The following is a 15,962-nucleotide window of genomic DNA, read 5'->3' on the forward strand; positions in this document are numbered from 1 at the left end:
AAAATTAATTTATGAAAGCCGATTTTAATCTAATAAATTTATAGTTTTATAAATAATAATAGAAAATATAAATAATAAAAAAAGCGCTTATAAAAAGCGCTTTTCAATCAATTTTATTTATTTAAATTTTTACCATTTCAGATAAAATGTCTTTTTCTCTATCCGATACATTTTTCGGCGGATTAGAATATAATTTTAAAATTTCATCATCATATTGATTTCTCAAACTTTCGTTTTCTAAATCTCTTAAATTCAAAAGTGCTTTTGATCGAACGTAAGTTGATTCACTTTTCAAAGACATCGAATATAATTTTTTAATATCATCTTCTTCAAAATCCGGAGATTTCCAATTAGAATATTTCAAAATAAATTGAGCAAATAAAAGCGATGCTTTATTATTGTTGATATTCTTCTTTAACGAATTTTGTATGAGTGAAAAACTAGTAACATTTTTTATGTTCTCCCCTATTGCACTTTCAATCGCAATTCGCTCTGGTTTAGATTCAACTTTAAAATATTTGTTGATTTCTTTTAAAGAATTATTAATGCTGTTTTCTTCTTTTTTACCTTTTTCTTCCCAAGCATCTTTCAATCCAACCGTTTTGTTAAACACTAATTTTGAAGGAGTTGAGTCTTTATCAACCGTAAAATAACCTAAACGCTGAAACTGAAATTTATCTTCGTTTTGAGCGGTTGCTAAACTTGGTTCCACAAATCCTTTTACAATTTCTAATGAATTTGGATTCACAAAATCTAAGAAATTTTTCTCTTTATAACTATCCGGCGCTTCGTCAGTAAACAAACGATCGTACAAACGAACTTCTGCTTCTACTGCATGAGAAATAGAAACCCAATGTAAGGTTCCAGACACTTTTCTCTGACTTGCTTCTGTCCCGCTTCCGCTCAAAGAATCGGTATCGTAAGTAACATGAATTTCTGTAATATTCCCTTCTGAATCTTTTATAACACTTTCTCCTTTAATGATATACGCATTTTTAAGACGTACTTCTTTTCCTAAAGTCAAACGGAAATATTTTGCCGGAGCATCTTCTAAAAAGTCTTCTCTTTCTATATATAATTCACGTGAAAAAGGTACTTTTCTAAAACCTGCATTCTCATCTTCCTGATTATTTTCGGCTTCCAGCCACTCTTCTTTTCCTTCTGGATAATTAGTAATAACCAATTTTATAGGATCTAAAACGGCCATCACACGAGGTGCAATTTTGTTCAAATCTTCACGAATACAAAACTCTAAAACCGATACATTTATCAAGTTATCACGTTTTGCAATACCAATTGTATTAGCAAAATTACGTAAAGATGCTGCTGTATAACCACGTCTTCTTAAACCTGAAATGGTTGACATTCTTGGATCATCCCAACCGTTAACATGCTTTTCCTTAACGAGTTGCTGTAATTTTCTTTTACTAACAACCGTATGTGATAAATTACGTCTTGCAAATTCTCTTTGCTTCGGGCGCAGTTTATTATCTTCTAAAATCTGGTCTAAAAACCAATCGTATAATTCGCGGTGAGGCAAGAATTCGAGTGTACAAAATGAGTGTGAGATTTCTTCTAAATAATCACTTTGACCGTGTGCCCAATCATACATCGGATAAATTTTCCAATCGTCTCCGGTTCTATGATGATGTCTGTGTAAAATCCTGTACATAATAGGATCACGCATCAGCATATTGGTTGATTTCATGTCTATTTTGGCGCGAAGAATATGAGTTCCAGCCTCAAATTCACCGTTTTTCATTCTTTCGAATAAATCTAAATTTTCTTCAACAGAACGATTTCTAAATGGACTATCTGTTCCAACTGTAGACGGAGTTCCTTTTTGAATCGCCATATCTTCAGAAGACTGACTGTCAACATAGGCTTTATCTTTTTTAATTAATAAAACAGCCCAATCGTATAATTGCTGGAAATAATCAGATGCATAACGTTCTTCTGCCCAGGTATAACCCAGCCATTCCACATCTTTTTTAATGGCGTCAACAAATTCCTGCTCTTCTTTCTCAGGGTTTGTATCATCAAAACGCAAATTTACAGGAGATTGATAATCAATTCCTAAACCAAAATTTAATGCAATAGAACTTGCATGACCAATGTGCAAATAACCATTTGGTTCTGGTGGAAAACGAAAATGAAGTTTAGTTTGGGAAAGACCTGATTTAAGATCTTCCTCTATGATTTGTTCAATAAAATTGAGTGATTTATCTTCTGATGCCATTATTTTATAGTAATTTTAGCAAAGATAAAAAAAAGGTTTCAGGTTTCAGGTTTAAAGTTATTTAAGTGGCGTATAACCTGAAACTTTAAACTTTAAACAACAAGAAAATGGGAGTTATTAAACTAAAAAACATCCGCACTTTTTCGTACCACGGATGTTTAATTGAAGAAGGAAAAATAGGATCTGACTACACTGTAGATCTAAAAATTAAAACTAATTTACAGAAATCAGCACAAACAGATCATCTTGCAGATACGGTCGATTATGTTCATTTAAACAAAATTGTAACCGAAGAAATGGCTATTCGTTCGCATTTATTAGAGCATGTGGCTAAAAGAATCAATATTCGCGTCCTTGAAGAAATTAATACAATAGAAAAAACTACAGTTTGGGTTTCTAAAATAAATCCTCCTATTGGTGGTGATGTTGAATCTGTTACGATTAAAATGACAGAAGTTAGAAAGTAATTTTTTTACTTTAAAAACTAATTTTTTAAAATACTTCATTTTAATCTTTTGAATTTTAAAGATTTTAGTTACTTTTGCCATCCGTTCAAGCAATGGCGTCGTGGCCGAGCGGCTAGGCTGGGCTCTGCAAAAGCTCCTACTCCGGTTCGAATCCGGACGATGCCTCAAAAACCTTCAAGGAAACTTGGAGGTTTTTTTTATGATTAATTTTTAGAAAAAAATTATATAAACATTAGGTTCGAATCCGCACGATGCCTCAAAAACCTTCAAGGAAACTTGGAGGTTTTTTTATGATTAATTTTTAGAAAAAATTATATAAACATTAGGTTCGAATCCGCACGATGCCTCAAAAACCTTCAAGGAAACTTGGAGGTTTTTTTATGACTAATTTTTAGAAAAATTATATAAACATTAGGTTCGAATCCACACGATGCCTTTATACTTTCAAGGAAACTTGGAGGTTTTTTATGATTAATTTTTAGAAAAAATTATATAAACATTAGGTTAGAATCCGCACGATGCCTCTAAAAGAGATGCAGAAATGTGTCTCTTTTTTTGTGCTTAATTTTTCTTTTTTGTCTTTGAGAGCAACTAAGCAATCTCATTTAGTATATCCATTTTGTAAACTTATGCTAGTGAGATTGCTTAGTTCCTCGCAAAGACAATTGGAGTCAACTTTGTCAAAGTTTTAAACTTTGACAAAGTTTATACGCATAAAAAAACCTCTCAAATTGAGAGGTTTTAAATTATAAAAGTAAAAGTTTATATCACATATTTTTTTTAAAGTTAGACTACTCTTTTTCAATTCTTTCAAAGGCATTTTTTACCATTTCTTTTTCTTTAGGAAACCAACCTTGCACAATTAAAGCGATTCCAAAAACCATTAAAACAATACTAATAACTTTCTTTATTTTTAGAATATTAGTTGGTGTCATTTTAGTTTTTAATTGTTTTGCTAATAGAATTTTAAGACAATCAACAAGTAAATAAGTAATGATTACTGAAGTAAAAAATGTAAACATTCTTGAGTTCTGCATTTCTAATTTTGGTCCGACAGAAATAATAACGGCCAACCAAAAACCTAATACACCAATGTTAATAACGTTGAGTAAAAAACCTTTAATAAACAGACTTCCGTAGTTTCTTTTTATTATATCACGGTCAATTTCTTCGTCGTCAATTTTTTCTTCATTTCGTAATCGTACAAAAGAAATTACTCCATAAGCCAGCATAATTATGCCCCCAAAAATAAAGAGTGCAGGTTTATCTTTTAAACTCTGAATCAGTCTATAGCTTCCTAAATAGGCAATTCCTATAAAAAAAATATCACCTAATACTACACCAAAATCAAAAACTATTGCAGCTCTGAATCCTTTTGTAATACTGGTTTCTAATAGTATAAAAAATACTGGGCCTACCATAAAACTTAGGAAAAGTCCCCATGGCAGCCCAGCTAAAATATCATTTATCATTCAAATAGAATTAATTACTTTACTTCTTCGATTTTTCCTCCCAAAACGGTTTTCTGATTAATTTGTTTTGGTTTTCCATAAATGTAAATAGAGCCTCCTGCGCTTACTTTTGCATCTACAAGTACCGAAGCATTCACATCTGCTTTTCCTCCCGCAGAAACGCTTACTTTGGTTTGTGAGGTAGCTAATTTACTTGCAAGCAAATATCCGCCTGCTCCTAAACCTGCATCTAAGTTTGCCGCCTTACCAGAAAGCGTAATTTCTCCTCCGGATACTGAACTTACATTTAGTTTATCAACATCCAAATTTATATTAATTTTTCCGCCTTCCTGCGCACTAACTTTAAAAGCTGTAGATTTTATTGTCTCTTTACTAGAAACTATTGCACCTTCATTAACATCAATTAGTTCTAAACGTTTGTAATACACAGTAATATCAAGATCATCTCCAGATAATAATTTAGGAAAAGGCATTCTTAATTTTAGTAAACCTTTTTTGTTAACAACTTCTACTTCTGCTTCACGAGCTCCTTTTATAACAATTTTGTTTTCTGATGACTGTACTAATTTTATACTTAGTTTATCAAAAACTTTAACCGAATCAAAATCTCCTAATTCTTTGGTAACCTGACCAAAAGATAATTGTGCAACCAATATTGCAGCGCCTATAATCAATTTTTTCATGTTTCTTCTTTTTTAAATTTAACAACTATTCTGCTCTTCGTAAAAAATGAAAATCCAATTGTTTTTTAACCAAATCTGCATTTTTTACTTTAACGTAAATTTCATCTCCTAATTGTAAAATACTGTTTGATGTTGCACCAACTAAGGCATATTGTTTTTCATCAAAAGTATAATAATCGTCTTTTATCTCGCGTATTCTAACCATACCTTCGCATTTGTTAGATACGATTTCTACATAAATTCCCCATTCAGTAACACCAGAAATAACTCCAAGAAATTCTTCGTCCTGATGATCCTGCATGTATTTAACCTGCATGTATTTAATACTATCTCGTTCAGCATTTGTTGCTAAACTTTCCATATTTGAACAATGAAGACATTTTGTTTCATAAACTTCTTCATCTACAGAAGCTCCATTATCTAAATAATATTGCAGCAATCTGTGTACCATAACGTCTGGATAACGACGAATTGGAGAAGTAAAATGACTGTAATAATCAAAAGCTAAACCGTAATGACCAATATTTTCTGTAGAATATTTGGCTTTACTCATACTTCTAATCGCCAGTGTATCAATCAAATTCTGTTCTTTCTTACCGTTTACTTCTTCCATCAAAGCATTCAGTGATTTCGAGATATCTCCTTTGTTTCTAAAATCAATTTTATAACCAAACTTTGCAATTACAGTTTGCATCGCAATTAATTTATCTTCATTTGGTTCATCGTGAATTCTGTAAACAAATGTTTTCTTTTGTTTTCCGATATACTCGGCTACTTTTCTGTTTGCCAAAAGCATAAATTCTTCAATCAGATGATTGGCATCTTTAGAAACTTTAAAATAAACGCCTTCTGGTTCACCTTCTGCATCCAGATTAAATTTTACTTCGACTTTATCAAAAGAAATAGCACCATTCTGCATTCTTTTCTTTCTTAAAATCTTTGCTAATTCATCTAATTTTAAAGTCGCATTTGTTATTTCATCTGAAACTTTATAAGATTCTCCTGTAATTGAAACATCCAACGGAATCGTATTATCTTTTGTTTCAATAATATACTGTGCTTCTTCGTAAGCAAATCGCTGATCTGAATAAATTACAGTTCTACCAAACCATTGGTTAATAACTTGTGCGCTTTCTGAAACTTCAAAAATGGCAGAGAATGTATACTTCTCTTCATTTGGACGAAGAGAACAGGCAAAATTAGATAAAACTTCAGGAAGCATTGGCACTACTCTATCTACCAAATAAACCGAAGTTGCTCTTTGATACGCTTCATCATCCAGGATTGTTCCTTCTTCCAGATAATAAGAAACATCGGCAATGTGAATTCCTATTTCGTAATTTCCGTTTTCTAACTTTTTGAAAGACAAGGCATCATCAAAATCTTTTGCATCTTTTGGATCTATCGTAAACGTAAGTGTATCACGCATATCACGTCGTTTTGCAATTTCGGCTTCCTGAATTGAGGTATCGATTTTTTGAGCATACACCTCTACTTCTACCGGAAAATCCGATGGTAAACCGTACTCTGCTAAAATGGCGTGAATTTCTGTATTGTGTTCTCCGGGTTTTCCTAAAACTTTAATCACAGATCCAAACGGACTGTCGGCTCTTTTTGGCCAGTCTTCAATCGTAACCAAAACAACATCACCGTTTTCTGCTTCTCCTATTTTATCTTTTGGGATAAAAATATCGGTATACATTTTAGGATTTGCAGTAGAAACAAATGCAAAATTTGCCTGAATGTCAATAACTCCTACAAACTCTGTTTTATTTCTTTCTACAACTTCAATTACTTCACCTTCAGGTCTTTTTCCTTTTCTTCTGTTGTAAACATACACTTTGACTTTGTCTTTATCCAGCGCACGATTCAAATTATTGGTCGGAATAAAAACATCTTCTGCAAAATCAGGACAAATAAAATAAGCTGTTTTACGGCTCGTCATATCAATTGTTCCTTCGTAATAATCCTGACTTTCAGCTTTTACTAAATATTTTCCAGGTTCTGTTTCTATAATTTTTTTTGAAGCAGCCAGAATTTTTAAGTCTTTTATAATTTGGTTTCTGCTTTTTGTATCGTCAAGTTCAAGCTTTGCTCCTATTTGTTTGTAATTGAATGCTTTGTTAGGGCTTTGCGATAAAATTTTTATTATTTTACTAGAGAAATCCTTCTCATTTTTTATCGGCTTTCTAATTTTCTTACTCATATATCTTTTCTTATAAAGTTTAAAATTACAAATAAGATATCAGATAAAAGATTTTAACAAATAGAATTATTAAAATTATAACTTTCGTATCTTTATAAAAAGACCTTTTATGGAAAGCTTTAAAACGATTGCCATATTCAATTACGACCACGAAACGGTCATTCTTAAACATTTATTACAACAGGAAGCGATACCCTATTTTTTTGAAAACGAAAACACTTTATCAGTAATTCCTATGTACTCTGCGGCACTTGGCGGAATCAAACTCAAAGTTCATCCCAACGATTTCGATCAGGTTCAGGAAATTCTGGACAATCTCAAGAATCCTCTTAAAATTGTCTGATTCCAGTTCAAATTCAATTCAAAATATTTTTTTTTCGATTTTCAACTTTAATAGTTTTCAACATATATTAAATACAACAAAAAAAGAATTTTAAATTTAATTAAATTTTGTTGGTTATTATAGTGTGTTAATATGTCGAATAAGTTTATTTTTAAAAGTATTGAATTGAAGTTTTACTTAGTTATTGGGAGTTATCAACATAGTTATATTTGGTTAAATGATTAATTTTAAACTCTTTTCTTATTTTAATTAACAATGGTTGACAACCAAAAACAGATTCATTTTGTAGATAAGTTCATATGTTGATATTTGTTGAAAATGGTATTTTTAGTATTGATAACTTTTCCAAAAATTCCTTAAACTTTATTAGGTTTTTTAATCTCAGTTTTGGATTAGGTTTTTTTTTGACACAACCAAAAAAAACTTCTAATTTTCTATTCCAACTTATTAACAAATAATGTTAATTTAAAGTTAACTGAATATCAAGGCTTTAAGTTTTGATATTAACACCTCAAAAATTTAACAAAAAAAATGTCTATTATTTATTGATTATCAGTGTATTATATACTTATCAAAATTGTTAATAACTGATAAGTTTTTGACAGTAAGATAGTTGTAAATAAAGGTTTTTGGGCACACATTACATCATGTACACTAATTAATATTGTAATGTTTAGATTGTGTTTATAAAGAAAAGAATTTGTGAAAATTAGAGAAATTCATGGCAAACATTCATTAATTGAGTAAATTTGCGTAACACAACTTAATAGTATAAAAAATGAAAATTTCGATAGGAAACGACCACGCCGGACCAGAATATAAAAAAGCAATTGTAGAAATGCTTAAAGCAAAAGGATATGAAGTAACCAATTATGGAACTGACTCTGAAGATTCTGTAGATTATCCTGATTATGGACATCCGGTGGCTAATGATATATCTGAGGGAAAAGCAGATTTTGGTATTGTAATCTGCGGCAGCGGAAACGGAATCGCCATGACGGTTAATAAACACCCAAAAGTAAGAGCAGGATTGTGTTGGACAAAAGAAATTGCATATTTGACACGTTTACATAACGATGCCAATATTGTGAGTATTCCGGCACGTTTTACTTCGATTCATCAAGCCGTAGAAATTGTCGAAACTTTCTTGACAACAGCTTTTGAAGGCGGAAGACACCAAAACAGAGTAAACAAAATAGCCTGTTCGTAAAAAGTCAAAAAAAATCGGGTGCTGCGCACCAAAAAAATAAACACACCGGGCGGATTTTTTTAAATTCATCCGGTGTATTTATTTAAAACACTATATATCAGTTTGTTAAATGTATTTTTTAAGTTATTAACATTGTTTATATCTATTATTTGTAAGTAAATATCAAATAACCGATTGCTATTTGAAAAAGAATAATTCCTGCAAATTTTAAAATAAAGGAAATTTTACTCGTTTTGTGAGTAAATAGAAACATTGCTGTTAATAAACCTATCGAACCTCCAATAAATGCGAGGAAAAACAGTGTATTTTCCGGGATTCGTCTTTTTTGCTTAATGGCCATAGATTTATCATAACCAGCAATACCGAACTCTAGAACATTTATAACTAAAAAATATATTAATAAAACTTTCATTGGCTAAAAATTAGAAACAAAGATATTATTTTAGCTCCGCGAATGATGAACTGTTTAAGGTTTTAAACAAACAGATTAAGTCATTTTATAATCAAGAAATTATCTCATTTAAAGCTATGACTAATATTCAATTTATTGCAAAGTCTGTTCAAACAGCAGCGATTAACATTCAAAACACGGTAAAATTATTAGAGGAAGATTGTACAATTCCGTTTATCTCACGTTACCGAAAAGATACAACCGGAAATCTGGATGAAGTTCAAATTGAGCAGATTGCCAAGCTTCAAAAAGAGTATGAAACGATTGTAAAACGTAAAGAAGCAGTTCTAAAATCTATTGAAGAACAAAAAGCGCTTACACCAGATTTGAAGCAAAAAATCGAACAAAGTTTTGATTTACAGGAAATTGAAGATTTTTACCTTCCCTACAAAAAGAAGAAAAAAACAAAAGCAGATGTTGCCCGCGAATTTGGTCTGGAGCCTTTGGCAAAAATAATTATTTCAGAAAATGATGTTGATGTTGATTTCATTTCGACGCAATACATTAATGAAAATGTTATAAACGAAGAAGCAGCAATGCAGGGCGCGCGCGATATTGTTGCCGAATGGATTAACGAAAATATTTATGTTCGTAAACAGCTTCGTAGATTGTTTCAGCGAAAAGCAACGATTGGAACCAAAGTGGTAAAAAAGAAAGCTGAAGAAGAAGGCGCACAAAAATTCAGTCAGTATTTTGATTGGGAAGAACCGCTGACAAAAGCACCTTCTCACCGATTATTAGCCATGCTTCGTGCTGAAAATGAAGGATTTGTTAAAATGAAAATTGACGTCGATATCGACGATGCATACGATGTGATTGATGAAATCATTATAAAAAAACAAAATAACACAACAGCACATTTGCAATTAGCAATTGAAGACAGTTATAAACGTTTGTTGAATCCTGCGATTGGAAACGAAAGTCTTCAGGAAGCAAAAGCAAAAGCCGATGCCAATTCTATTCAGGTTTTTGCAAATAATTTAGGACAGCTTTTATTGGCACCGCCTTTGGGCGAAAAACGAATTTTGGCAATCGATCCAGGATTTAGAAGCGGTTGTAAAGTAGTTTGCTTAGACGAAAAAGGAGATCTATTATATAATGAAACAATTTATCCGCATGCGCCTCAAAATGAGGAAACCATGGCGATCAAGAAAATCCGTTCGATGGTAAACGCATACCAGATTGATGCAATTTCCATCGGAAACGGAACTGCTTCTCGTGAAACCGAATTTTTCATTAAAAAAATCGCGTTCGATAAACCGCTGCAAGTTTTTATTGTTTCAGAAGCTGGAGCTTCGGTATATTCGGCTTCAAAAATTGCGCGAGAAGAATTTCCTAATTATGATGTAACCGTTCGTGGTTCAGTTTCAATTGGACGCAGACTTTCAGATCCTTTGGCCGAATTAGTAAAAATAGATCCAAAAGCAATCGGCGTAGGCCAATATCAGCACGACGTTGATCAGACTAAACTAAAAGAAGAACTAGACAATACCGTAATTCGCTGCGTAAACTCAGTTGGAATCAATATCAATACGGCAAGTAAACATTTGCTGAGTTATGTGAGTGGAATAGGAGAAAAACTGGCCGAAAACATTGTGCAGTACCGTTCAGAAAACGGTCCGTTTGAGGACAGAAAGCAACTTAAAAAAGTGCCTCGTCTGGGCGATAAAGCATATCAGCAGGGGGCGGCGTTTATTAGAATTTCGAATGCAAAAAATCCGCTGGATAATTCGGCTGTGCATCCGGAAGCATATCCCGTTGTAGAGAAAATGGCGAAAGATTTGAAATTATCAGTAAACGACTTAATTGCCAACAAAGAGAAAACAGCCTTAATCAAGGCCGAAAACTATATTACACCCGAAATTGGTTTATTAACGCTGAAAGATATCATAAAAGAGCTTGAAAAGCCTGGATTAGACCCAAGAAAGTCGGCCAAGGTTTTTGAATTTGATGCAAATGTAAAATCGATTAAAGATTTGAAAACCGGAATGATTCTGCCAGGAATTGTTAACAATATTACCAATTTTGGCTGTTTTGTTGATATCGGAATCAAGGAAAGCGGACTGGTTCACATTTCGCAGTTAAAAGCCGGATTTGTAAGCGACGTAAACGAAGTGGTAAAACTACACCAGCATGTTGATGTGAAGGTTACCGAAGTTGATGAAGACAGAAAGCGAATTCAGCTGACAATGGTACTTTAAAAGTATAAAAACAGTATTATAAAAAAACTCCCAAATTACAGATGCAATTTGGGAGTTTCTATTTGTACTTAATTCAGAATTACTTTTTTGGTAATGCTCTTAAAATCATCGTTGGCTATTTTTACAAAATAAACTCCAGAAGCCTGATTGGCAAGATTTATTTCGGTTGTTTCTGAAGTTGATTTTTGCTGGTGAATAATACTTCCAGAAGCAGAAATTACATAAATAGTTGATCGCTCAGGTGCGTTAACTGTAATTCGATCAGCGCTCGGATTTGGAAAAAGCGTAACAGTAGATTTTTCAATATCAAAATTATCATTAGATAGAGTAGCATTTGATGGTAAATAGAAATTACCTGTTAACAAAAAAGTATATAATGTTTTCAGTGTTTGGTTAAAGTAGCTGTTGGGCTCGTTTAGATTTTTAAGATCGGTATAAGATTCATTCAAATGTATTTGATTATCTCCTCCCATTGCTGCACACGCAAAAGCTCCAACAAAAGTTGCATTATGCCATTGCCCGACCAAACTTCCGTCCTGACTATATCCATCTTTAATATTTGAAGTACCGCCAAGATTTACACGTACAAAATCAGATGATTTTTTAACATAAGTCTTTGCATCAGCAGTTCCGTACCAAACATAATCTACCGCGATGCGCCAAGGCGTTCTTACAGCATCGTAATTATATGTCTTACCGTCATATTTATAAATTCCCGCTTCAGAAGAATAAGTTCCCGCAGCAGTACACCAGTCAGAAACCAAACCACCTACTGCATTGTTTACTGTCAGATTGTTGTTAATAATGGTATATGATTTTGCCGCAACAGAATTCCAAAAAGAAACATCATTAGTAAAGGCTCCAAAAGCTCTGTAATATGCTGGCGAAAAATAAGAAGGATTTGTAATTTGGCTTCCGCCGAATTGATCTCCCGGTTTCAGTACAAATGTATTAGCTTCAATTTCATGAAGTTTAATCGTTGTGATCAAGCTTTTAGCATCATTTTTATAATTGATACTTCCAGTGCTTCCCCATTGAAAATCGGCGACGATAAGCGCAAAAGCAACATCCAGTTCGGCATCGGTTGCACCGTTAGGGCTATGAGTTCCAGAACATCCGTTGATTTTCCAGTTCATAACACCATTAGAATTGACATTATCTTTATAATAAAGCCAGAATCCGTCAAAAAGTTCTTTGTCTGTTGCGTAAACTGCAAGGAGCATTCCGTATCCAATTCCTTCAGAAACGGTCTCAGACGGAGTATCAAATTTTACCCGGTACCGCGCGTTATTACATTTTTCAACAAAATTGCTTTTCCAAAGCTGGTAGTTGGTTACAGCATCCTGGCTGTTTTTTGTTCCGGCCATAATGCCATAAGAATAGACAGTACTGGCTGGAAAGGATTGCTTTTGCGAATAACTTTCGAGACACAAAAAAGCAATACTAAATAGAAGTAGGTTTTTCATATTTATTATTGATAAGATTTGGGACTCTAAAAATAAGATTTTTTTGATATAAAAAAAATCCCAAACAAAAATCGTATGATTTTTGTTTGGGATTTAATAAGTTAAAAATTAATTATTTAATTTCTTCTTCTTCTTTTTTAGCTGAAGGAGCAGGCTGATCGTCTTTAGCAGCGTTTTTAAATTCTTTAATTCCGCTTCCTAAACCTTTCATTAATTCTGGAATTTTTTTCCCTCCAAAAAGTAATATAACAATACCTACTATTACGAGGATTTCTGTAAGACCTAATCTTCCCATGGCTGTTTATATTTAATGCCGAAGCAAATTGTTTTGTAATTTTATGCAAATGTATATAGAAATATACGAACAAAAAGAGTTTTTGGATTAAAATCTTAGTTTTTAGATGCGTTAAATATTTTATAAAATGATAAATTTAGTATATTCATAAATTTTCTACAAGCATCAACAATATGATTAATCACTATATTTGCTTCTATTAATAAGCATATGACGAAGAAAAAGAAACAAAATTTCAGAAGAAGATTATTTATCAAAAGCCGGTTGATAATTTTGAATGAAGATACTTTTGAAGAGCGGTTTTCGTTCAAACTTAACATGATGAATGTTTTTGTAACATTTACTCTGGGCGGTATTTTTTTAATTGCAATTACTACTTTTATCATTGCTTTTACTCCTTTACGCGAATTTATTCCAGGATATTCTTCTACAGCCCTAAAGCGTAATGCGACCGAATTAGCTATAAAATCAGATTCTCTAGAAACCGCTTTAAGAAAAAATGAAGCCTATATAAAAGGAATTCAGAAAGTTTTGAAAGGCGAACTGGATTACGCAAAATTTAATAAGGATTCGATCATATCAGAAACAGAAGAAAGTCCCGATGTAAATATGAAAGCCGGTGAAGAAGAACTAAAATTAAGGGAAGAAGTAGCCAAAGAAGATGCCCAGCCAACCGAAAAAGCTCGAAATAAAAATAAAAAAGACAAGAAATAATCTCGTAAAAGATGTCTATTAAATCAGTAGCGGCAAAATTATTTGCCAAAAGAATATACCACAAAACGCTGGCTTGGGCCAATAAACCAATCGAAACGCAGGAGACTGTATTTAAGAGTTTAATTAAAAATGCTAAAGAAACCCAGTTTGGAAAAGATCATCATTTTGATTCTATAAAAACAGTTCTTGATTTTCAGAAGCATGTTCCGATTCGTGATTATGAGGATTTAAAACCTTATATTGATAAGATTAAAACAGGAGAAGAAAATATTCTCTGGAAAGGAAAACCACTTTATTTTGCTAAAACTTCCGGAACTACATCCGGTGCAAAATATATTCCGTTAACCAAAGAATCAATGCCGTTTCATATAGAAGCTGCGCGAAATGCAATTTTGCATTACATTCACGAAACGCGAAACGCAGATTTTGTCGATGGAAAAATGATTTTCCTGCAGGGAAGTCCAATTTTGACAGAAAAACACGGAATCAACTTTGGAAGACTTTCCGGTATTGTGGCGCATTTTGTTCCGAAATATTTACAAAAAAACCGAATGCCTTCCTGGGAAACCAATTGTATAGAAGACTGGGACACTAAAGTAAATGCTATTGTAGGCGAAACGATTAAAGAAGATATGTCTGTAATTTCGGGAATTCCGTCCTGGGTTCAGATGTATTTTGAGCGTTTACAGGAAAAAAGCGGCGGCAAAAAAATAGGTGAGATATTCAAAAACTTCAATTTGTTTATTTATGGAGGCGTAAACTACGAACCATACCGCGCCAAATTTGAGCAGATGATTGGCAGGAAAGTAGACAGCATTGAGTTGTTTCCGGCTTCTGAAGGTTTTTTTGCTTACCAAGATTCTCAGAAAGAAAAAGGAATGCTTTTATTATTGAATTCGGGAATTTTCTACGAATTTATAAAAGCCGATGAATTCTTTATAGAAAACCCAAAACGATATACTATTGGCGAAGTAGAAAAGGGCGTAAATTATGCTTTAATTATTTCTACTAATGCCGGACTTTGGGGTTATAATATTGGTGATACGGTTCAGTTTACATCTTTAGCTCCGTATCGTCTTATAGTTTCCGGGCGTATCAAACATTATATTTCTGCTTTTGGAGAACACGTTATTGCAAACGAAGTAGAAAAAGCCATGAAAGAAGCAACGGCAGACACAAACATTGTAATAAACGAATTTACTGTTGCGCCGCAAATTACGCCGTCAAGCGGATTGCCGTATCACGAATGGCTGATAGAATTTGAAAATGAGCCTGAAAATTTCGACGCTTTCGCGGAAGCGATAGACAATGCCATGCGAAAACAAAACATTTATTACGACGATTTAATTACTGGAAATGTTTTAAGAAAAGTAGTCGTGACCAAAGTTTCAAAAAACGGATTTCAGGAATACATGAAATCGCAGGGAAAATTGGGCGGACAGAATAAAATTCCGAGATTATCGAATGATAGAAAGATTGCAGATAATTTGAAATAAGTTAGATAATAATAGTAGGGACAGGGCATGCTCTGTCTTCTATTATTATCAACATGAATAAGATGCAGAGGTGAATTAAAAATGAATCAGGGAAAATTTCAAAATAAATATCGTATTTCTTCAATAAGAGCACAATGGTGGGATTATGGTTGGAATGGCGCCTATTTTATAACAATTTGCACACAAGAAAGAGAACATTATTTTGGAAAAATTCAAAATAGTAAAATGGTTTTGTCAGAGGCAGGTATTATTGCCGATATATTGTGGTATCAAATTCCCATACATCATAAAAACGTTGAATTGGGCGATTTTGTGGTCATGCCAAATCATATTCACGGAATTTTGATTATTGATAAACAATCGACCAATATTGATATAGTTGAGGCAGGGCATGCCCTGTCTCAACAAAAACCAGGTTCTCAACGTTTTCAAAACATTGGAAAAAACACCATTTCGTCAATTGTTGGATCCTACAAATCTGCGGTAACAAAACATGCTAACAGATTAGGATATCCACATCAATGGCAAAAATTATTTTATGACAACATCATTAGAAACAATATTGCCTATCAAAAAATTTCTGATTACATTGTTTCAAATCCGGAAAATTGGGAAAAGGATAAATTTAAAACAGAAAATAAATCAAAATCAAAATGATATTTAAAAAATGATATTGTAGATACAAGGCATGCTTTGTATTTTCCTACATTTGAGTTTTA

14 protein-coding genes and 1 tRNA gene are annotated in these 15,962 nt (G+C 32.8%); 8 read left to right on the forward strand and 7 right to left on the reverse strand.

Annotation, left to right across the window (positions count from 1 at the left end):
- Positions 1-121 precede the first annotated feature (121 nt).
- Positions 122-2,239 carry a glutamine--tRNA ligase/YqeY domain fusion protein gene (locus tag B0A68_RS15040; protein WP_035687124.1) on the reverse strand — a complete coding sequence of 706 codons (2,118 nt, stop codon included), beginning with the start codon at positions 2,237-2,239 and terminating at the stop codon, positions 122-124.
- A gap of 107 nt (positions 2,240-2,346) precedes the next feature.
- Between B0A68_RS15040 and folB the strand changes: the two genes are divergently transcribed.
- On the forward strand, positions 2,347-2,706 hold the full coding sequence (gene folB / locus B0A68_RS15045) for a dihydroneopterin aldolase (RefSeq protein ID WP_035687122.1): 360 nt from the start codon (positions 2,347-2,349) through the stop codon (positions 2,704-2,706).
- Between the two features lie 94 nt (positions 2,707-2,800).
- A tRNA-Cys gene (locus tag B0A68_RS24495) sits at positions 2,801-2,871 on the forward strand.
- A 626-nt stretch (positions 2,872-3,497) separates the two neighbouring features.
- Here B0A68_RS24495 and B0A68_RS15050 read toward each other — a convergent pair.
- Genes B0A68_RS15050 through rnr form a run of 3 tightly spaced genes read right to left on the reverse strand, consistent with a single transcriptional unit; the run spans position 3,498 to position 7,067 of the window.
- Positions 3,498-4,178, reverse strand: a complete 681-nt coding sequence (locus B0A68_RS15050; protein ID WP_035687120.1) for a LysE family translocator — start codon at positions 4,176-4,178, stop codon at positions 3,498-3,500.
- A 14-nt stretch (positions 4,179-4,192) separates the two neighbouring features.
- Entirely contained in the window at positions 4,193-4,861 is a 669-nt protein-coding gene (locus tag B0A68_RS15055) for a head GIN domain-containing protein (protein WP_035687117.1), read from the reverse strand.
- A 25-nt stretch (positions 4,862-4,886) separates the two neighbouring features.
- A complete protein-coding gene (gene rnr / locus B0A68_RS15060; RefSeq protein ID WP_035687114.1) occupies positions 4,887-7,067 on the reverse strand; it encodes a ribonuclease R in 2,181 nt (726 codons plus the stop codon).
- A gap of 109 nt (positions 7,068-7,176) precedes the next feature.
- On the opposite strand from rnr, the gene B0A68_RS15065 reads away from it, so the two are divergent.
- Positions 7,177-7,410 (forward strand): putative signal transducing protein, encoded by a 234-nt coding sequence (locus tag B0A68_RS15065; RefSeq protein WP_035687110.1) that lies wholly within the window; start codon positions 7,177-7,179, stop codon positions 7,408-7,410.
- 778 nt (positions 7,411-8,188) lie between these two features.
- Complete coding sequence (gene rpiB / locus B0A68_RS15070) at positions 8,189-8,620, forward strand: ribose 5-phosphate isomerase B (protein ID WP_035687107.1); 432 nt, start codon at positions 8,189-8,191, stop codon at positions 8,618-8,620.
- Positions 8,621-8,765: 145 nt separating this feature from the next.
- Here rpiB and B0A68_RS15075 read toward each other — a convergent pair whose 3' ends face one another.
- On the reverse strand, positions 8,766-9,032 hold the full coding sequence (locus B0A68_RS15075) for a DUF1294 domain-containing protein (protein ID WP_035687104.1): 267 nt from the start codon (positions 9,030-9,032) through the stop codon (positions 8,766-8,768).
- 116 nt (positions 9,033-9,148) lie between these two features.
- On the opposite strand from B0A68_RS15075, the gene B0A68_RS15080 reads away from it, so the two are divergent.
- The gene (locus B0A68_RS15080; protein WP_035687101.1) at positions 9,149-11,272 is read left to right on the forward strand and encodes a Tex family protein; all 2,124 of its coding nucleotides are present in this window, start codon (positions 9,149-9,151) and stop codon (positions 11,270-11,272) included.
- A gap of 68 nt (positions 11,273-11,340) precedes the next feature.
- Here B0A68_RS15080 and B0A68_RS15085 read toward each other — a convergent pair whose 3' ends face one another.
- Positions 11,341-12,738 (reverse strand): glycosyl hydrolase family 8, encoded by a 1,398-nt coding sequence (locus B0A68_RS15085; RefSeq protein WP_035687099.1) that lies wholly within the window; start codon positions 12,736-12,738, stop codon positions 11,341-11,343.
- A 112-nt stretch (positions 12,739-12,850) separates the two neighbouring features.
- On the reverse strand, positions 12,851-13,033 hold the full coding sequence (locus B0A68_RS15090) for a Sec-independent protein translocase subunit TatA/TatB (RefSeq protein WP_035687096.1): 183 nt from the start codon (positions 13,031-13,033) through the stop codon (positions 12,851-12,853).
- Between the two features lie 210 nt (positions 13,034-13,243).
- Between B0A68_RS15090 and B0A68_RS15095 the strand changes: the two genes are divergently transcribed.
- The 3 genes from B0A68_RS15095 to B0A68_RS15105 all read left to right on the forward strand — a co-directional run bounded on the left by B0A68_RS15095 (position 13,244) and on the right by B0A68_RS15105 (position 15,900).
- The gene (locus B0A68_RS15095; RefSeq protein WP_035687093.1) at positions 13,244-13,747 is read left to right on the forward strand and encodes a hypothetical protein; all 504 of its coding nucleotides are present in this window, start codon (positions 13,244-13,246) and stop codon (positions 13,745-13,747) included.
- An 11-nt stretch (positions 13,748-13,758) separates the two neighbouring features.
- Positions 13,759-15,243, forward strand: coding sequence for a GH3 auxin-responsive promoter family protein (locus B0A68_RS15100; RefSeq protein ID WP_035687090.1), 1,485 nt, complete (start codon positions 13,759-13,761; stop codon positions 15,241-15,243).
- A gap of 81 nt (positions 15,244-15,324) precedes the next feature.
- Complete coding sequence (locus B0A68_RS15105) at positions 15,325-15,900, forward strand: transposase (RefSeq protein WP_035687087.1); 576 nt, start codon at positions 15,325-15,327, stop codon at positions 15,898-15,900.
- The last annotated feature ends 62 nt before the right edge of the window (positions 15,901-15,962 follow it).

The sequence above is a fragment of the Flavobacterium reichenbachii genome (assembly GCF_002217435.1).
Taxonomy (GTDB): domain Bacteria; phylum Bacteroidota; class Bacteroidia; order Flavobacteriales; family Flavobacteriaceae; genus Flavobacterium; species Flavobacterium reichenbachii.

What these genes read in the sequence shown, in the direction of transcription:
- B0A68_RS15105 (WP_035687087.1), top strand. Translation starts at nt 15,325, where the DNA reads ATGAATCAGGGAAAATTTCAAAATAAATATCGTATTTCTTCAATAAGA.
- folB (WP_035687122.1), top strand. Translation starts at nt 2,347, where the DNA reads ATGGGAGTTATTAAACTAAAAAACATCCGCACTTTTTCGTACCACGGA.
- B0A68_RS15090 (WP_035687096.1), bottom strand. Translation starts at nt 13,033, where the DNA reads ATGGGAAGATTAGGTCTTACAGAAATCCTCGTAATAGTAGGTATTGTT.
- B0A68_RS15100 (WP_035687090.1), top strand. Translation starts at nt 13,759, where the DNA reads ATGTCTATTAAATCAGTAGCGGCAAAATTATTTGCCAAAAGAATATAC.
- B0A68_RS15065 (WP_035687110.1), top strand. Translation starts at nt 7,177, where the DNA reads ATGGAAAGCTTTAAAACGATTGCCATATTCAATTACGACCACGAAACG.
- B0A68_RS15075 (WP_035687104.1), bottom strand. Translation starts at nt 9,032, where the DNA reads ATGAAAGTTTTATTAATATATTTTTTAGTTATAAATGTTCTAGAGTTC.
- B0A68_RS15050 (WP_035687120.1), bottom strand. Translation starts at nt 4,178, where the DNA reads ATGATAAATGATATTTTAGCTGGGCTGCCATGGGGACTTTTCCTAAGT.
- B0A68_RS15040 (WP_035687124.1), bottom strand. Translation starts at nt 2,239, where the DNA reads ATGGCATCAGAAGATAAATCACTCAATTTTATTGAACAAATCATAGAG.
- rpiB (WP_035687107.1), top strand. Translation starts at nt 8,189, where the DNA reads ATGAAAATTTCGATAGGAAACGACCACGCCGGACCAGAATATAAAAAA.
- rnr (WP_035687114.1), bottom strand. Translation starts at nt 7,067, where the DNA reads ATGAGTAAGAAAATTAGAAAGCCGATAAAAAATGAGAAGGATTTCTCT.
- B0A68_RS15095 (WP_035687093.1), top strand. Translation starts at nt 13,244, where the DNA reads ATGACGAAGAAAAAGAAACAAAATTTCAGAAGAAGATTATTTATCAAA.
- B0A68_RS15080 (WP_035687101.1), top strand. Translation starts at nt 9,149, where the DNA reads ATGACTAATATTCAATTTATTGCAAAGTCTGTTCAAACAGCAGCGATT.
- B0A68_RS15055 (WP_035687117.1), bottom strand. Translation starts at nt 4,861, where the DNA reads ATGAAAAAATTGATTATAGGCGCTGCAATATTGGTTGCACAATTATCT.
- B0A68_RS15085 (WP_035687099.1), bottom strand. Translation starts at nt 12,738, where the DNA reads ATGAAAAACCTACTTCTATTTAGTATTGCTTTTTTGTGTCTCGAAAGT.